Genomic DNA, 15,462 nt, shown 5'->3' on the forward strand with positions numbered 1-15,462 from the left:
CCCCCCCCCCCCCCCCCCCCCCCCCCCCCCCCCCCCCCCCCCCCCCACCCCCCCCTCCCCCCCCCCCCCCCCCCCCCGCCGCCGTATTGTCTTGAGAGTCAACACTCCCCGAGGAGCCGCTTCATGACCGTCCCCGTCGTCCACTCGCTGCGCGAGCAGATCCGCGAGCACATCGTGGAGGGGATCGTCAGCGGCCGCTGGAAGCCCGGCGAGCGGATCGTGGAGCGCCGGATCGCGACCGAGCTCGAGGTCAGCCAGACGCCCGTGCGTGAGGCGCTGCGCGAGCTGGAGTCGCTGCGGCTGATCGAGTCGGCGCCGAACAAGGGCGTCCGGGTCCGCAACCTGACCGCGGCCGACCTGGAGGAGAGCTACCCCGTACGGGCCGGCCTGGAGCAGATCGCGGCCGAGCTGGCGGCCGGCCGGCTCGCGTCCGACTGCTCGGCCCTGGAGCCCCACGTGGCGGCCCTGTACGAGGCGGACGCGACCTCCGACGGCACGGCCCAGGTGCGGCACACGGTGGCCTTCCACCGGGAGCTGGTGAAGGCCGCGGGGAACGCGGTCCTGCTGCACACCTGGGAGACGCTCGGCATCGAGGTCTTCACGGCCCTGTCGATCCGCTGGCTCGGCACGGTCCAGAAGTCGTACGCGGAGGAGCACCAGGAGCTGGTGGAGGCCTTCCGGCGGGGCGATCCGAACATCGGCGCGCTGGTGAAGGCGCATGTGCTGGGCTGCGCGCCGCGCGCTTGACACCCCCCGTCCCCCGCGCGCCGCGCGCCTGACACCCCCGTCCTGCGCGCGCCGCGCACCTGCACACCCCTGCCCCGCGCGCGCCGCGCACCTGCACACCCTCGTCCGTCACGGACAGTGAGCGGGTCCACCTCTCGGTGGGCCCGCTCATTCGTGCGTGCACCTCCTCAGAAAGCGACCCCTCCCCCGCTCTCACCTGCGAAAACAAGGCACCGGGTGCCCTGTTTCGCGGCACCCTGTGCCGACTTTCTCGATCTGAAGAGGTTTTCCCCTTCAACCCTTTGATCGATCATCGATCGCCGGTTTACAGTCTTCGGCGGGCCGCTACCCGGCCCTTCGCCCTGTCCTGCCAGACAAGGCACCCCTTCTCCACCCCCACCTGTCCGGAAGGCGGCGATCATGACCGATCCCGTAGGCAAGATTCCGAGCGAGCTCGACCAGCTCCCGGACCGTGACACCGAGGAGACCGCCGAGTGGGCGGCCTCCCTGGACGCCGTCACCAAGGCCGCCGGCCCCCACCGGGCCGCCTACCTGATGCGCCGCACGCTCCAGCACGCCGAGGGCGCGGGTCTCGCCCTGCCCAAGCTGCTGGAGACGGATTACGTCAACACCATCCCGACCTCCTCCGAACCGACGGGCGCCGACTTCGACGGCGACGAGGCCATGGAGCGCCGGATCACCGCCTGGAACCGCTGGAACGCGGCCGCGATGGTCACCCGCGGCTCGAAGTACGGCGTCGGCGGTCACATCGCCACGTTCGCGTCGGCCGCCTGGCTGTACGAGACGGGCTTCAACCACTTCTTCAAGGGCAAGGAAGCCGACGGTTCCGGCGACCAGCTCTACATCCAGGGTCACGCCGCGCCCGGCATCTACGCCCGCGCGTTCCTGGACGGCCGCCTGAACGAGGGCCACCTCGACAACTTCCGGCAGGAGTCCGGCGGCAACGGTCTGCCCTCCTACCCGCACCCGCGCCGCCTGCCCTGGCTGTGGGAGTTCCCGACCGTCTCCATGGGTCTGGGCCCGCTCTCCGCGATCTACCAGGCGCGCTTCAACCGTTACCTGACCAACCGCGCCATCAAGGACGTCTCCGCCTCGCACGTGTGGGCGTTCCTCGGTGACGGCGAGATGGACGAGCCCGAGTCGACCGCGGCCCTCGCCCTGGCCGCCCGTGAGGGCCTGGACAACCTGACCTTCGTCATCAACTGCAACCTGCAGCGCCTCGACGGCCCGGTCCGCGCCAACTTCAAGATCGTGCAGGAGCTGGAGGCCCAGTTCCGCGGCGCCGGCTGGAACGTCGTGAAGTCGCTGTGGGGCAACGCCTGGGACGAGCTGTTCGCGCTCGACACCACCGGCGCCCTGGTCCGCCGCCTCCGCGAGGTGCCGGACGCGCAGGTCCAGACGTACCAGACCCGCGACGCCGCCTACATCCGCCAGGACTTCTTCGGCAAGGACCCGGCGCTCGTCGCGATGGCGCAGCTGCTGAGCGACGACAAGATCCTGGAGTGCTTCCACCTCTCGCGCGGTGGCCACGAGCCGCGCAAGGTGTACGCCGCGTACAAGGCCGCCGTGGAGTTCAAGGGCGCGCCGACGGTCATCCTCGCGCAGACCGTCAAGGGCTTCACCCTCGGTGAGGGCTTCGCGTCGAAGAACGCGAACCACCAGATGAAGAAGCTCTCGAACGACGAGTTCAAGAACATGCGTGACCTTCTCGAGCTGCCCATCTCGGACGCGCAGTTCGCCGACGGCCAGGTGCCGTACGGCCACCCCGGCGCCGACTCCCCCGAGGTCCGCTACCTGCAGGAGCGCCGCGCGGCGCTCGGCGGTCCGGCCCCGGCCCGCCGCACCCACGCGATCGCCCCGCTGCCGGCCCCGGCCGAGAAGGCCTTCACCGCCTTCGACAAGGGCTCCGGCGCGCAGTCGATGGCGACCACGATGGCCTTCGTCCGCCTGGTCAAGGACCTCATCCGCGACAAGGAGACCGGCAAGCGCTGGGTCCCGATCGTCCCGGACGAGGCCCGTACCTTCGGTATGGAGTCGTTGTTCCCGTCGCTCGGCATCTACTCGCCGAAGGGCCAGACGTACGAGCCGGTCGACCGCGACCAGCTGATGTACTACAAGGAGGCCGTCAACGGCCAGATCCTCAACGAGGGGATCACCGAGGCCGGTTCGATGGCCGACTTCATCGCCGCTTCCACCGCGTACTCCACGCACGGCGAGGCGATGATCCCGTTCTACATCTTCTACTCGATGTTCGGCTGGCAGCGGACCGCCGACCAGATGTGGCAGCTCGGCGACCAGCTCGGCCGCGGCTTCCTCATCGGCGCGACCGCGGGCCGTACGACGCTGACCGGTGAGGGCCTGCAGCACGCCGACGGCCACTCGCCGGTGATCGCTGCGACCAACCCGGCGGCGCTGACGTACGACCCGGCGTTCGCCTACGAGGTCGCGGCCATCGTCAAGGAGGGTCTGCGCCGGATGTACGGCGAGGCCGCCGAGGGCGAGGACCAGAACGTCTTCTACTACCTCACCGTCTACAACGAGCCGATGCCGCAGCCGGCCAAGCCGGCCGGGATCGACGAGGGCATCGTCAAGGGCCTCTACCGCTTCAACACGGCGGAGTCCGCGGGCCTCGACCTCCCGGCGAACGCCTCGCGCATCCAGCTCCTCTCCTCCGGCACGGCCATCCACTGGGCCCTGGAGGCGCAGAAGCTGCTCGCCGCCGAGTGGGGTGTGGGCGCCGACGTGTGGTCCGCGACCTCCTGGACGGAGCTGCGCCGCGACGCGCTCGAGGCCGACGCGGCGCTGCTGCGCGGCGAGGAGCAGGTGCCGTACATCCGCCGGGCCCTGGAGGGCGTCGAGTCCCCGGTCCTCGCGGTCTCCGACTACATGCGCCAGGTACCCGACCAGATCGCGCAGTGGGTCGAGCAGGACTGGTCCTCGCTCGGTGCGGACGGCTTCGGCCTGTCGGACACGCGTGACGCGGCCCGTCGCCACTTCGGTGTCGACGCCCGGTCGATCGTCGTCGCGGCCCTCGCGCAGCTCGCCCGCCGCGGCGAGGTCCCGGCCTCGGCCGTGAAGGAGGCGCGCGAGCGCTACGGCCTGTAGGCCCTGCCCGGTTGTCGGCGCGGGCGCGCATGATGGGTTCATGCGCGCCGCCCGGCTGATCAAGATGGTCCTTCTCCTCCAGTCCCGTCCTTCGATGACGGCGGCCGAACTCGCCGCCGAGCTGGAGGTGTCGGAGCGCACCATCACCCGCGATGCCCTCGCCCTCTCCGAGGCGGGGGTTCCGGTGTATGCGGACCGGGGCAGGGCCGGTGGGTACCGGCTCGTCGGCGGCTACCGCACCCGGCTCACGGGGCTGGCGCGCGGCGAGGCCGAGGCGCTGTTCCTGTCCGGACTGCCCGGCGCGCTGCGGGACATGGGTCTGGAGGACGCGGCTTCGGCGGCCCGGCTCAAGGTGTCCGCCGCGCTGCTGCCGTCGTTGCGGGACGCCCCGGACTCGGTGGCGCAGCGCTTTCTGCTCGACGCGCCCGGCTGGTACCAGGAGCCGGAGACCCCGGAGTTGCTGCCGCCGATCGCGGAGGCGGTCTGGGACGACCGGATGGTCTCGGCCCGCTACCGGCGCGGTGACCGTGAGGTGGAGCGCGAGCTCGCCCCTTACGGCCTCGTCCTCAAGGCGGGTGTCTGGTACCTGTGCGCGCGGTCCGGTACGGCGTTCCGCACCTACAGGGTGGACCGCTTCGCCTCCGTCGCCCTCGCCGTGGAGCGCTTCGACCGGGACGAGACCTTCGACCTGTCCGCCTTCTGGGCCGAGCGCGCGGCCGAGTTCGCCCGGTCGATCCTGCGCGCCGAGATCGTCGTACGGCTCACGGAGGCCGGCGCCCGCCGGCTGCCGTACGTGACGGACCGCGGGGCGGCCGAGGAGGCCCTCGCGGCGGCGGTCGCCGAGGACGGCGGGCTCCGGGTGGTCCTCCCGGTGGAGAGTGAGGAGGTCGCGTTCTCCCAGCTGCTCACGCTCGGCCCGGAGGCCGAGGTGCTCGCCCCGGCCTCCCTGCGCGAGCGCTTCGGTGCGGCCGCCCGCGCGATGGCCTCGCGGTACGCGTGACGGTCACCGGTAGTCGTTCACGTCCGGGCTGCCCTTCTCCTCGGCGAGCATGAAGCCCCAGGCGTCCGGCCGTGAGCCGTCCGCGTCGGTGAAGCCGTACTCCCCCGCGAGCTGGCCGCTCGACAGCGACCGGCCGTTCCAGCGGTGCCGCTCGGGGTCGGCGGCGAGCGCGGCGATCGCCCTCCCCACGTACACCGGGGACTCGGCGATCGCGAAGCCGGGGATCTTCTCGACGGCGTCGCGCCAGTTCTCCTCGGTGACGCCGAACGCGGTGAGCATCTGCTCGGACCTGAGCCAGCCGGGGGTGACGGAGACCGCCGTGCCGCCGTACTCCTCGAGTTCCTTCCCGAGGCCGAAGGCCATCCGGATGGGGGCGTTCTTGGCGAGGTCGTAGAAGAGGTTCTCGCGGTAGCGGGTGCCGTTGTACTCGGACGTGCCGTCGGTGACCTCGACGACGAGGCCGCCCCGGTTCCGGATGAGCAGCGGGATCGCCGTGTGGGAGGTGATGGCGTGCGTCCGCACCCCGAGTTCCAGCATCCGCAGGCCGCCGGCGAGGTCGCTCTCCCAGGTCTTGTCGCCGAAGACGAGGAGGTGCTCGCCGCCCCACACGTCGTTCACGAGGACGTCGAGCCGGCCGCGCTCGCGGTCGATCCGGTCGATCAGCGCCTTCACCTGGTCGACCTCCAGGTGGTCGGTGGGGACGGCGATGCCCTCGCCGCCGGCGGCCGTCACCAGTTCGGCGGTCTCCTCGATGGTCTCGGTGGCCCGGCCGACCTCGCTGAGCCTCTCGCGGGTGGTCCGCCCGGTGGCGTACACCGTGGCTCCGGCCGCGCCGAGCTGGACGGCGATGCCGCGTCCGGCGCCGCGGGTCGCCCCGGCGACCAGGCAGATCCGTCCGCGCAGGGGCTTCGCCCGGTCCGTCTCGCCCGTCTCGGCCGTCCGGTCCACCCGGTTCGTCGTGTGCGTCTCGATCGTCTCGTTCGTCTCCGTCGTCATGCGCACCAGACTCGCAGGAAAGTACGACACCTTCTGTCCGGATTCATTTCGGGCTTTCCGGGTGCGTCGCACCCCCCGAACCAGGATGCTGGTCCCGTGATGGACGAGACGGAGTTCTGGGAGATCATCGACGCCAGCCGCGAGGACGCCGAGGGCGACCCCGAGGAACAGGCCGACCTGCTCGTGGAACGGCTGACCCGGCTGGACCCCGACTCCGTGCTCGACTACGCACGCCATTTCGAGGCCCGCTACAACCGCGCGTACCTCTGGGATCTGTGGGGCGCGGCGGCGGTGCTCTTCGACGGGGCCGGCGACGAGACCTTCGATTCGTTCCGCTGCTGGCTCATCGGCCAGGGCCGGGAGGTGTACGAGGGCGCGGTGCACGATCCCGACGCGCTCGCGGAACTGCTCGGCGACTTCGACGTGGAGATCGACGGGGACGGCGAGGAGATCGGTTTCGCGGCGGACGAGGCATATGAGCAGCTGACCGGCGCGGAAACCCCGGACCTGGGCATTCCGATGCCCGGCGGGGAGCCGCTGGGAGCCCCGTTCGACCTGGAGGACGAAAAGGTCCTCGCGGTCCGCTTCCCCCGGCTGTGGGAGCGCTTCGGGGCGACGTAGCACCGATCCCGGGGGAAGACCCCCGGGATCCGGTCCCGATCGGCGGCAGGCCGCCGGCCGAGGACGTCATCGCCCGTCAGAAGTGCGTGCCGCCGTCGATGCGGACCTCGGTGCCGGTGATGAACCGCCCGTCCTCGGACGCCAGCATCGCGACGACGCCCGCGACGGTCTCGGGTCCCGCGAAGCCCTGGCCGAGGGCGGGGGCGAGCTTGCCGAAGAGGGACCAGTCGGCGTCCTCGGGGATGCCGGGGCCGACGCTCTGACGGCTGGCGCCGGTGCCGTCCGTCATGCCGGAGGAGATGGAGCCGGGCTGGACGGCGGTGAAGCGGATGCCCTGTTTGGCGTACTCGGCGGCGAGTGCGTGGGTCATGGACTGGATGCCGCCCTTGCTGGCCGCGTAGGCCGCCATGTAGGGGTGCGCGAACATCGCCGAGGTGGAGGAGAAGTTCACGACGGCGGAGCCGTCGCCCTCCAGAAGCGCGGGGATCGACTCGCGGATCACCAGGAACGTGCCGGTGAGGTTGATCCGTATCACCTGCTCGAAGGAGTCGAGGCTCGTCTCACGGGTGTGCGAGGAGCGCAGGATGCCGGCTGCGTTGACCAGGACGTCCAGGCCTCCGAGCGCCTCGACGGCGGCGGCGACACCGGCGCGTACGGAGGCCTCGTCGGCGACGTCGAGGACGACGGTGGTGAGGCGGCCTGCGGCGTCGCCGGCCTTGGCGACGGTGTCCTTGAGGCCGTCCTCGCTGATGTCGGCGGCGACGACCCGGCCGCCCTCGGCGAGCACGCGCAGGACGGTGGCCTGCCCGATGCCGGAGCCTCCGCCGGTGATGAGCGCGCGGCGTCCTTCGTAACGGGTCAGCTGGTTCATGGCGGCAACCTCTCGATGTCGAGCTTCCGGGAATCCTGCTTCCGGGACGTCAGGGTTCCCGGGGAATGCCGCCACCGTACGCCCAAGTGGCACGATTTGCCATAGCTGCACGATGTGCATCACCGGCAGGGGCGGGCGTACGCTTCGTACGGTGAGCACCAAGCCCGAGGGCGCCACGCCCCCCACCCGGACGCTGACGGAGCGCCGCAAGGCCGCGACCCAGCTGGACATCGCGCGCGCCGCCGCCGAGCTCTTCACCGAGCACGGCCCCGACGGCACCACGGCCGAGGACATCGCCCTGCGGGCCGGAGTCGCGCTGCGCACCTTCTACCGGTACTTCCGCTCCAAGCAGGACGCCGTGGCCCCGCTCCTCGCGGGCGGCGGCGACCGCTGGCGCGCACTCCTGGCCGCGACGGCCGCGGAGGCCACGACGGCTGCCGAAGCCGCGACGGCCACGACGGCCACGGGCGCCGGACGGACCGCCCCGGTACCGGGCGCCGGACGGACCGCCCCGGTACCGGGCGCCGGGCTGCCCGAAGCCCTGGAACGCTCGATCGCCGCCTCGCTGACCCCGGCCGACGAAGCGGCCGAGGAGGGGCTGCGCTGGACCCGCGGGCTGCTGCGCGCGGCCGCCGAGGACCCGGCGCTGCGGGCCGTCTGGTACCGGGTCAACCAGGAATCGGAGGAGCGACTGCGCGAGGTCGTCGCCGGCCTCGCCGGTCCGGGCGCGGACCCGCTGGAGGTACGGCTCGCGGCCGCGGCCTCGACGGACGCGATCCGGATCGCCCTGGAGAGCTGGGCGGAGACGGACGCGCCGGTACGGGGCGAGGGCGCCCCGGCGGAGCTCGCGGTCCGGTGCCTGCGCGAGCTGATGGGCGGAATGCGGCTGCTGAACCCGGACGTCAGCGGAGGGTCAGCGACCGGCCCATGAGGACGTCGTCCACGTACTCCCCGGCCAGGAACATCTCCCCCGGCAGCACACCCTCCACCACGAAGCCCTCGGAGGCGTAGAGCGCGCGGGCCGGGGCGTTGTGGCCGAGCACCCGCAGCGTCATGCGGACGGCGCCGTCCGCCCGGGCCCTGTCCATCGCGGCCCGCAGCAGCGCCCGCGCCACCCCGTGCCCCCGCGCGGACCCGGCGACCACGAGGCCCTGGATCTGCCGCACGTGCGCGGTCGCGGCGAGCGGGGTCGGCGGCACCACCCGGATGTAGCCGACGATCACGCCCTCGCGCACCGCGAGGAGGTAGTCCCCGGGCAGGTGGCGCTCGTCGAAGAAGGGCCCGTACGGCGGGACCGGGGCGGGCAGCACCGCGTGCAGGGTCGACCAGGCGGCCCGGTCGAGTTCGGCGAGGGCGGCGTCGTCCGCGGGTCCGGCGGTACGTATCAGCGTCTCCGGCACGATCATGGCGGCCACTGTGCCACGTACCCTCCCGGGAGTGCAGGATGGTGACCATGCAGCGTTCCGCCACTCGCAAGCGTGTCGCCGTCACCGGTGCCTCCGGGCTCATCGGCTCCGCCCTCGTCCGCTCCCTGCGCGCGGACGGCCATGATGTCGTCCGGCTCGTGCGCCGGCCCGCCAGGACCGCCGACGAGGTCGAATGGGACCCGAAGCGGCTGTACGTGGACGCCGCCGGACTCGTCGGCGTGGACTCCGTCGTACACCTGGCGGGCGCCGGGGTCGGCGAGCGCCGCTGGAGCGAGGCGTACAAGAAGGAGATCCGCGACAGCCGCGTCCTCGGCACGACGGCGATCTCCCGGGCCCTCGCCTCCCTCGCCGAGCCGCCGGAGAGCCTGGTGTGCGGCACGGCGCTCGGCTGGTACGGAGACACCGGCAGCCGCGCGGTCGACGAGAGCGCCCCGGCGGGCACCGGCTTCCTGCCCGAGGTCTGCGTGGAGTGGGAGGCCGCCGCGGCCCCCGCGGAGGAGGCCGGCATCCGGGTCGCCTACGCCCGTACGGGCCTGGTGGTGGCGCGCGAGGGAGGGGCGTGGGGACGGCTGTTCCCGGTCTTCCGCGCCGGACTCGGCGGCCGGATGGGCGACGGGCGCCAGTACTGGTCGTTCATCTCCCTCCACGACGAGGTGGCCGCCCTGCGCCATCTCGTCGACACACCGGCGCTCTCGGGCCCGGTGAACCTGACCGCGCCCGAACCGGTCACCAACCGCGAGGTGACGGCGGCGATGGGCCGGGTCCTGCACCGTCCGACCCTCTTCACCGTGCCCGCGCCCGCCCTGAAGGCGGTGCTCGGGGACTTCGCCCAGGATGTGCTGGGGAGTCAGCGGGTGCTGCCGGGACGGCTGTTGGAGACCGGGTTCGACTTCGCGTTCCCGACGATCGACGACTCGATCCGGGCGGCCGCGCGCTGAGGCGCGCCCTGAGCCGCGTATCGCGCCCCCTCCTTCACTCCCCTCCGTGCTCCCCCGTGCCGCACGCACCCCGGTGCGCGCGGCTGGCACCCGCGGGAGCCCTGCCTAGGCTCGACGAGAACGGCGAACTCGGGCATTCCGGAGGCTCGTTGGGGGCATAGGCCTCCCACCGGCCGCGCCGACCTGGGGAGGGGCACGTGCTCAACAGCGCAGACAGCGCAAGGACCGCACAGCGTACGAACGTCGATGCCGATGTCGACGTCGACCTCGGCATCGCGCACACCGTCGATGTCGTCATCGTGGGAGCCGGGGTCGCGGGACTCGCCGCGGCCCGCCGGCTGACCGACGCCGGGCTCTCCGTGGTCGTCCTGGAGGCGGAACCCCGCATCGGGGGCCGGATGGCGACCGAGTCCGTCGACGGCTTCCTGCTCGACCGGGTCGGGCCGCTGCTCACCCTGTCGCACGAGGCACTCCGGGCCGTCCCGGGGCTCGACGGCCTGGTGCTGCGGCCGTTCGCACCGGGGGTGCTCGTGCACAGCGACGGCCGGTACTCGCGGTGGGGCGCCCCGCACCCGCGCCGGACGGCCGGCGGCTCCCGGAACGCGGGGCACCGGAGCGTGGGGGGAGCGTTCAGCGTGGCGCGCGCCCTCGCGAGCGCCCCCCGGCATCCGGCCGCCTCGCTCGACCAGGCGCGGCTCGGCGCCTCCCTCGTCCGGCTCGCGGCGACGCCGACGCAGCGGATCCTGGCCCGCCCCGAGCGGACCGCCCGCGAGGCACTGACCGCGCGACTGCCCGCCAGGACCGTCCAGGGAGTGCTGCGGCCCCTGCTCGCCGCGCTCCTCGGCGACCCGGACCTCGGCATGTCGAGCCGCCGCGCGGACCTGGCGCTGCGCGCCTTCGCCCGGGGCCGGCTCGCGGTGCCCGAGGGCGGGGCGGCCGCGCTCCCGGAACGGCTCGCGGCGGCGCTGCCGCCGGGCACGGTCCGGACGGGGGTCCGGGTCACGGAGGCGTCGATCTCCCGGGTGACGACGGCGGAGCACGGGGTGTTCCGGTGCCGGTCGGTCGTCCTCGCGACGGGGGCGCGGACGGCCACCGAACTGCTCCCCGGTCTGCGCCGGCCGGCCTTCCACTCCGTGACGGTGCTCCACCACACCGCGCCGATGGCGCCGACGGCGGACCCGACGCTGCTCCTGGAGGCGGACCCGGACGGGCCGGTGGCCCACACCGCGGTGATGAGCGCGGTGGACCCGGGGCGGGCGCCGGAGGGCCGGACGCTGATCACCTCGACGGTGCTCGGAACGCCGCCGGACGACACGGAACGGCGGGTCCGCAAGCACCTCGCGACGCTGTACGGCACGTCGACGGACGAGTGGGAGCTGCTGGCCCTGCGTCACACCCCGGACGCGGTCCCGTCGATGCCCCCACCGCACGACGCGCACCGCTCGGTCCGCCTGCTGGCGGGCCTGTACGTCTGCGGCGACCACCGCGCGACGAGCACCACCCAGGGCGCCCTCGCCTCGGGCCACCGAGCGGCCCTGTCCCTCCTGACGGACCTGGGCCTCCGACGCGCGTCGGAGGAGGAGGGGGTGGAGGCGGCGTAGGGGCATGGGTGGGCCGCGGTGCCGTGAACCGCACCCCGGCCCACCCCCTTGCGGGCTGCGCCGCCTCCGCAGCCTCCGCACACCTCAGCCGTGGGCCGCACGCAGCCGGCGCGGGCGGGTGCATCGGGTCCGGGCGGGGTGGGCATCAGCACCGAGGTCCCGGGGCGGAGCGGCCCCGGGCCACGGCGCCGTGGCCCAGGGTCCGAACAGGGTCAGCCGATGGCGGCCACTCGGTCCCGGTACGTGCGGGCCGCCGCCGCGTCCCGGTACGGCTCCAGGCGCCGTTCGAAGTCGCGTACGTACTCCACCGCCCGCGCCGAGCGCATCTCCGAGGCCTGCTGGGCGGCCTCCGCGCCGAGTGCGCACGCCTGGTCCAGTTCACCCAGGGCCAGTCGCGACGTCGCCAGGACCACCCGGCAGAAGAGGCGGCTGCGGGCGAAGCCGGGGGCCCGGAGCTGGAGGGCGCGTTCGGCGTGCTGGGCCGCCGGCCGGTACTGCTGGAGGTCGCGGTGGCAGTGCCCGAGCTCGTCGGCGAGCTGGGCCTCGTCGAACATCCGGGCCCAGTACGGCACCTCGTCGCCCGGCCGCGCCGCCTCCAGGGCCCGCTCGGCCCGTACGAGCGAGGCGCTGCACACCCGCGCCTCGCCGAGGACCGCGTGCCCCCGCGCCTCCACCGCGTGCAGCATCGCCTGGACGACCGGCGGCGCGGCCGGCCCGACGCCCTGCTGGGCGACCCGGGCGAGCTGCACGGCCTCCCGCCCGTGGCCGAGGTAGACGGCCTGGCAGCTCATGGTGAGGAGCACGTACGAGCCGTACGCCCGGTCCCCGGCCGCCTGGGCGAGTCGGAGCGCCTGGACGAAGTAGCGCTGGGCGAGGCCGTGCGCGGCGATGTCGTACGACGTCCAGCCGGCGAGCCGGGTGAGGTCGGCGGCCGCGGCGAAGAGGCGGCGGCCCACGGACTCGCCGTACGTGCCGCGCAGCATCGGCTCGGCCTCGTGCTCCAGGTAGCGGACGAGGGCCTGCCGGGCGTGCCCGCCGCCGTAGGCGTGGTCGAGCGTGCGGAAGAGCTCACCGACGGACCGCAGGGCCGCGATGTCCCCGCTGGAGACCCGCTGGCCGGGCCCCCGGTCCGTACCGCGCTGCCGGGGCACGGAGAAGCGGCCCTGGGGCGGCACCCGGGGGTCGTGCGCGAGCCGGGGGTCGTGGGCGGGGCGCGGGTCGTGGGCGAGACGGGCCTCGGCCGTGACGGTGGCGGTGACCGCGGCGCCCGGTGGGGGCCGGTGGCCCTGGGGGGTGTCCCCGCGGGCGACCCGGTCGTCCGCGCGGCCGATCAGCCAGTCGCGGCTGGGCACGACCAGACCCGCCGGTGTGAAGGCGATCTTGCGGAGTTCGGCGTGGCTGCCGGAGTCCTTCCGCCAGAGCCCGCTGACGATGTCGACCGCCTCCTCGGGGGTCGCCGCGAACTCCAGCCCCGCGTAGACCGGCGCGCAGGCGTCGAGGCCGAGGTCCTGGGCGGAGAGCCGACGGCCGAGGCGACGGGTGAAGACCTCGGCGATCAGCGCGGGTGTGGTGCCGCGCGGCTGCTGGCCGCGGAGCCAGCGGGTCACCGAGGTCTTGTCGTACCGCAGGTCGAGACCGTGTTCCAGACCGAGCTGGTCCACCCGTCTCGCCAGGCCCGCGTGGGAGAACCCGGCTTCGGCGATGAGCGCGGCGAGCTGGCGGTTCGGGATGCGCTGCGGTGGTCGTTCCGTCATCAGCTGTGCGGTCTCCTGCCTTCCGGGTCCGGACGGCAGCCCCGTCGGACCCTCATGGAACGGCGTGAATTTAGCGGTCCTCACGGCCCGTACCGCCACCTTCGCCCCACATTCATCCGATCGTGTGAGGATTGACGGCATCGCTGACGTAGGTGTCCCCGGCCATCTGGCGGAGGACGGGCCGCCCACCTGCCGGACGCGGTCCCCGTCCACCTGCCGGAGGTCCGTCCCCGGCACCGCCGTACAGTGGCATGGGCGCGAATGACGCATGGTGCCGCACCGGCCCGGGATGATCCCCGGATTCCGGACCCCGGCACCCAGGAGGAGGCATGGCCGTGAGTGAGCTGCGATTCGTCCGCCTTGGTTTCGGCGAGGAAGCCGTCGACTACCAGGTGGCCTGGGACAAGCAGCGCGAAGTGCACGCCGCGCGGTTCGCCGACGAGATCGACGACACCTGTCTGCTCCTCGAGCACCCGCCGGTGTACACGGCCGGCCGGCGCACGGCGGAGAACGAGCGCCCGCTCGACGGGACGCCCGTGGTGGACGTCGACCGCGGCGGAAAGATCACCTGGCACGGCCCGGGCCAGCTCGTCGGCTACCCGATCATGAAGCTGCCCCGCCCGGTGGACGTCGTCGCGCACGTCCGCCGTCTGGAGGAGGCGCTGATCCTCACCGCCACCGAGTTCGGCGTGGCGACGAGCCGGGTCGAGGGCCGCAGCGGTGTCTGGGTCCTCGGCGATCCGGTGGAGCAGCGGCCCGCGCTCGGCGGACTGTCGCTGGACTTCGACCCGCGGCTGACGGACGAGGAGTTCGATCCTCGGATGAACGGCCCCGAGTACGCCCCGTCCAACGCCGGCCAGCGCCGAGAGGACCGCAAGCTGGCCGCGATCGGCATCCGGGTCGCCAAGGGCGTCACGATGCACGGCTTCGCCCTCAACGTGAACCCGGACAACGCGTGGTTCGACCGGATCATCCCGTGCGGCATCCGTGACGCGGGCGTCACCTCGCTCGCCAACGAGCTGGGCCGCGACGTCACGATCGAGGAGGTGCTGCCGGTGGTGGAGAAGCACCTGCGGGCGGTCCTGGAGCAGGCGGAGCTGAAGCCCCGGGAGATCGAGCGTCCGGCGGAAACCGCCTCGGTCTGAGGAGTGCCCGGGAGGGCCCGCAGGAATGCAGAGCGCTGGCCAGAGGTTGGCCAGACGTAGTAAGGCATGGGAAGCAACGGCGTACCCTGGTGTGCGCCGAAGAATCGAAGCTACAGGAGCCGATGTGTCCGCAGTCGCACCCGACGGACGCAAGATGCTGCGCCTGGAGGTCCGGAACGCCCAGACCCCCATCGAGCGCAAGCCCGAGTGGATCAAGACCCGGGCGAAGATGGGGCCCGAGTACACGAAGATGCAGAGCCTCGTGAAGAGCGAGGGGCTGCACACGGTCTGCCAGGAGGCGGGCTGTCCCAACATCTTCGAGTGCTGGGAGGACCGCGAGGCGACCTTCCTCATCGGTGGTGACCAGTGCACCCGGCGATGCGACTTCTGCCAGATCGACACGGGCAAGCCCGAGGCGCTGGACCGGGACGAGCCGCGCCGCGTGGGCGAGTCCGTCGTCACGATGGACCTGAACTACGCCACCATCACCGGCGTCGCGCGCGACGACCTGGAGGACGGCGGCGCCTGGCTGTACGCGGAGACCGTGCGCCAGATCCACCAGCAGACGGCGGAGCGCGCCGAGGGCCGCACCAAGGTCGAACTGCTCGCGCCCGACTTCAACGCGGTGCCGGAGCTCCTGGCGGAGGTCTTCGCCTCCCGCCCCGAGGTCTTCGCGCACAACGTGGAGACGGTGCCGCGGATCTTCAAGCGGATCCGTCCGGGCTTCCGTTACGAGCGTTCGCTCGACGTCATCACGCAGGCCCGTGACTACGGTCTGGTCACGAAGTCGAACCTGATCCTCGGCATGGGCGAGACCCGTGAGGAGGTCAGCGAGGCGCTCCGGCAGCTGCACGCCGCGGGCTGTGAGCTGATCACGATCACGCAGTACCTGCGTCCCTCCGTCCGGCACCACCCCGTGGAGCGCTGGGTGAAGCCGCAGGAGTTCGTGGAGCTCAAGGAGGAGGCCGACGAGATCGGCTTCTCCGGTGTCATGTCGGGCCCGCTGGTCCGTTCGTCGTACCGCGCGGGCCGCCTCTTCCAGCAGGCGATGGAGAAGCGCAGCCGAGCCGGAGCGTAGGTTGCGGGTCCGCCCGAGGAACGAGGGCGGGCACGCGGCCGGAGCGGTGGCGAGGCGGAGCTCGACCGGCGGCACGCGGAAGCGCAGCCGAGCCGGAGCGTAGGTTGCGGGTCCGCCCGAGGAACGAGGGCGGGCACGCGGCCGGAGCGGTGGCGAGGCGGAGCTCGACCGGCGGCACG

The 15,462-nt window shown here is 73.0% G+C and carries 13 protein-coding genes; 9 read left to right on the forward strand and 4 right to left on the reverse strand.

The features are described 5' to 3' along the window. The first annotated feature begins 123 nt into the window (after window positions 1–123). From ACZ4XX_RS35340 to ACZ4XX_RS35350, 3 genes are all read left to right on the forward strand, one after another. A complete protein-coding gene (locus tag ACZ4XX_RS35340) occupies window positions 124–747 on the forward strand; it encodes a GntR family transcriptional regulator (protein ID WP_468511946.1) in 624 nt (207 codons plus the stop codon). A gap of 399 nt (window positions 748–1,146) precedes the next feature. Further along, a complete protein-coding gene (gene aceE / locus ACZ4XX_RS35345; RefSeq protein WP_468511947.1) occupies window positions 1,147–3,852 on the forward strand; it encodes a pyruvate dehydrogenase (acetyl-transferring), homodimeric type in 2,706 nt (901 codons plus the stop codon). A gap of 40 nt (window positions 3,853–3,892) precedes the next feature. Further along, window positions 3,893–4,852 (forward strand): helix-turn-helix transcriptional regulator, encoded by a 960-nt coding sequence (locus ACZ4XX_RS35350; protein WP_468511948.1) that lies wholly within the window; start codon window positions 3,893–3,895, stop codon window positions 4,850–4,852. Between the two features lie 3 nt (window positions 4,853–4,855). Here the strand turns inward: ACZ4XX_RS35350 and ACZ4XX_RS35355 are convergent, their stop codons facing one another. After that, window positions 4,856–5,848, reverse strand: coding sequence for an SDR family oxidoreductase (locus ACZ4XX_RS35355; RefSeq protein ID WP_468511949.1), 993 nt, complete (start codon window positions 5,846–5,848; stop codon window positions 4,856–4,858). 99 nt (window positions 5,849–5,947) lie between these two features. On the opposite strand from ACZ4XX_RS35355, the gene ACZ4XX_RS35360 reads away from it, so the two are divergent. Continuing rightward, window positions 5,948–6,469 carry a DUF4240 domain-containing protein gene (locus tag ACZ4XX_RS35360; protein WP_468511963.1) on the forward strand — a complete coding sequence of 174 codons (522 nt, stop codon included), beginning with the start codon at window positions 5,948–5,950 and terminating at the stop codon, window positions 6,467–6,469. A 76-nt stretch (window positions 6,470–6,545) separates the two neighbouring features. On the opposite strand, the gene ACZ4XX_RS35365 is transcribed toward ACZ4XX_RS35360, so the two are convergent. After that, complete coding sequence (locus ACZ4XX_RS35365; RefSeq protein ID WP_468511950.1) at window positions 6,546–7,340, reverse strand: SDR family NAD(P)-dependent oxidoreductase; 795 nt, start codon at window positions 7,338–7,340, stop codon at window positions 6,546–6,548. Between the two features lie 151 nt (window positions 7,341–7,491). Between ACZ4XX_RS35365 and ACZ4XX_RS35370 the strand changes: the two genes are divergently transcribed. Next, window positions 7,492–8,271 (forward strand): TetR/AcrR family transcriptional regulator, encoded by a 780-nt coding sequence (locus ACZ4XX_RS35370; protein WP_468511951.1) that lies wholly within the window; start codon window positions 7,492–7,494, stop codon window positions 8,269–8,271. Here the strand turns inward: ACZ4XX_RS35370 and ACZ4XX_RS35375 are convergent. Then, window positions 8,243–8,746, reverse strand: a complete 504-nt coding sequence (locus ACZ4XX_RS35375; protein ID WP_468511952.1) for a GNAT family N-acetyltransferase — start codon at window positions 8,744–8,746, stop codon at window positions 8,243–8,245. The genes ACZ4XX_RS35370 and ACZ4XX_RS35375 overlap by 29 nt on opposite strands. Before the next feature lie 38 nt (window positions 8,747–8,784). Between ACZ4XX_RS35375 and ACZ4XX_RS35380 the strand changes: the two genes are divergently transcribed. Next, window positions 8,785–9,705: a TIGR01777 family oxidoreductase gene (locus ACZ4XX_RS35380; RefSeq protein ID WP_468511953.1), complete on the forward strand. Its 921-nt coding sequence runs from the start codon at window positions 8,785–8,787 to the stop codon at window positions 9,703–9,705. Between the two features lie 197 nt (window positions 9,706–9,902). Continuing rightward, window positions 9,903–11,306, forward strand: a complete 1,404-nt coding sequence (locus ACZ4XX_RS35385; RefSeq protein ID WP_468511954.1) for an NAD(P)/FAD-dependent oxidoreductase — start codon at window positions 9,903–9,905, stop codon at window positions 11,304–11,306. A gap of 212 nt (window positions 11,307–11,518) precedes the next feature. On the opposite strand, the gene ACZ4XX_RS35390 is transcribed toward ACZ4XX_RS35385, so the two are convergent. Further along, on the reverse strand, window positions 11,519–13,060 hold the full coding sequence (locus ACZ4XX_RS35390; protein ID WP_468511955.1) for a regulator: 1,542 nt from the start codon (window positions 13,058–13,060) through the stop codon (window positions 11,519–11,521). A gap of 335 nt (window positions 13,061–13,395) precedes the next feature. On the opposite strand from ACZ4XX_RS35390, the gene lipB reads away from it, so the two are divergent. Next, on the forward strand, window positions 13,396–14,205 hold the full coding sequence (lipB, locus tag ACZ4XX_RS35395; RefSeq protein WP_468511956.1) for a lipoyl(octanoyl) transferase LipB: 810 nt from the start codon (window positions 13,396–13,398) through the stop codon (window positions 14,203–14,205). Between the two features lie 124 nt (window positions 14,206–14,329). Further along, complete coding sequence (lipA, locus tag ACZ4XX_RS35400; RefSeq protein WP_468511957.1) at window positions 14,330–15,283, forward strand: lipoyl synthase; 954 nt, start codon at window positions 14,330–14,332, stop codon at window positions 15,281–15,283. Window positions 15,284–15,462: the final 179 nt, after the last annotated feature.

The organism is Streptomyces sp. NPDC029956 (genome assembly GCF_055574655.1).

Coding starts and splice junctions, on each gene's coding strand:
- ACZ4XX_RS35380 (WP_468511953.1), top strand. CDS start 8,785: ATGGTGACCATGCAGCGTTCCGCCACTCGCAAGCGTGTCGCCGTCACC.
- ACZ4XX_RS35375 (WP_468511952.1), bottom strand. CDS start 8,746: ATGATCGTGCCGGAGACGCTGATACGTACCGCCGGACCCGCGGACGAC.
- aceE (WP_468511947.1), top strand. CDS start 1,147: ATGACCGATCCCGTAGGCAAGATTCCGAGCGAGCTCGACCAGCTCCCG.
- ACZ4XX_RS35360 (WP_468511963.1), top strand. CDS start 5,948: ATGGACGAGACGGAGTTCTGGGAGATCATCGACGCCAGCCGCGAGGAC.
- ACZ4XX_RS35340 (WP_468511946.1), top strand. CDS start 124: ATGACCGTCCCCGTCGTCCACTCGCTGCGCGAGCAGATCCGCGAGCAC.
- ACZ4XX_RS35390 (WP_468511955.1), bottom strand. CDS start 13,060: ATGACGGAACGACCACCGCAGCGCATCCCGAACCGCCAGCTCGCCGCG.
- ACZ4XX_RS35355 (WP_468511949.1), bottom strand. CDS start 5,848: ATGACGACGGAGACGAACGAGACGATCGAGACGCACACGACGAACCGG.
- ACZ4XX_RS35350 (WP_468511948.1), top strand. CDS start 3,893: ATGCGCGCCGCCCGGCTGATCAAGATGGTCCTTCTCCTCCAGTCCCGT.
- ACZ4XX_RS35365 (WP_468511950.1), bottom strand. CDS start 7,340: ATGAACCAGCTGACCCGTTACGAAGGACGCCGCGCGCTCATCACCGGC.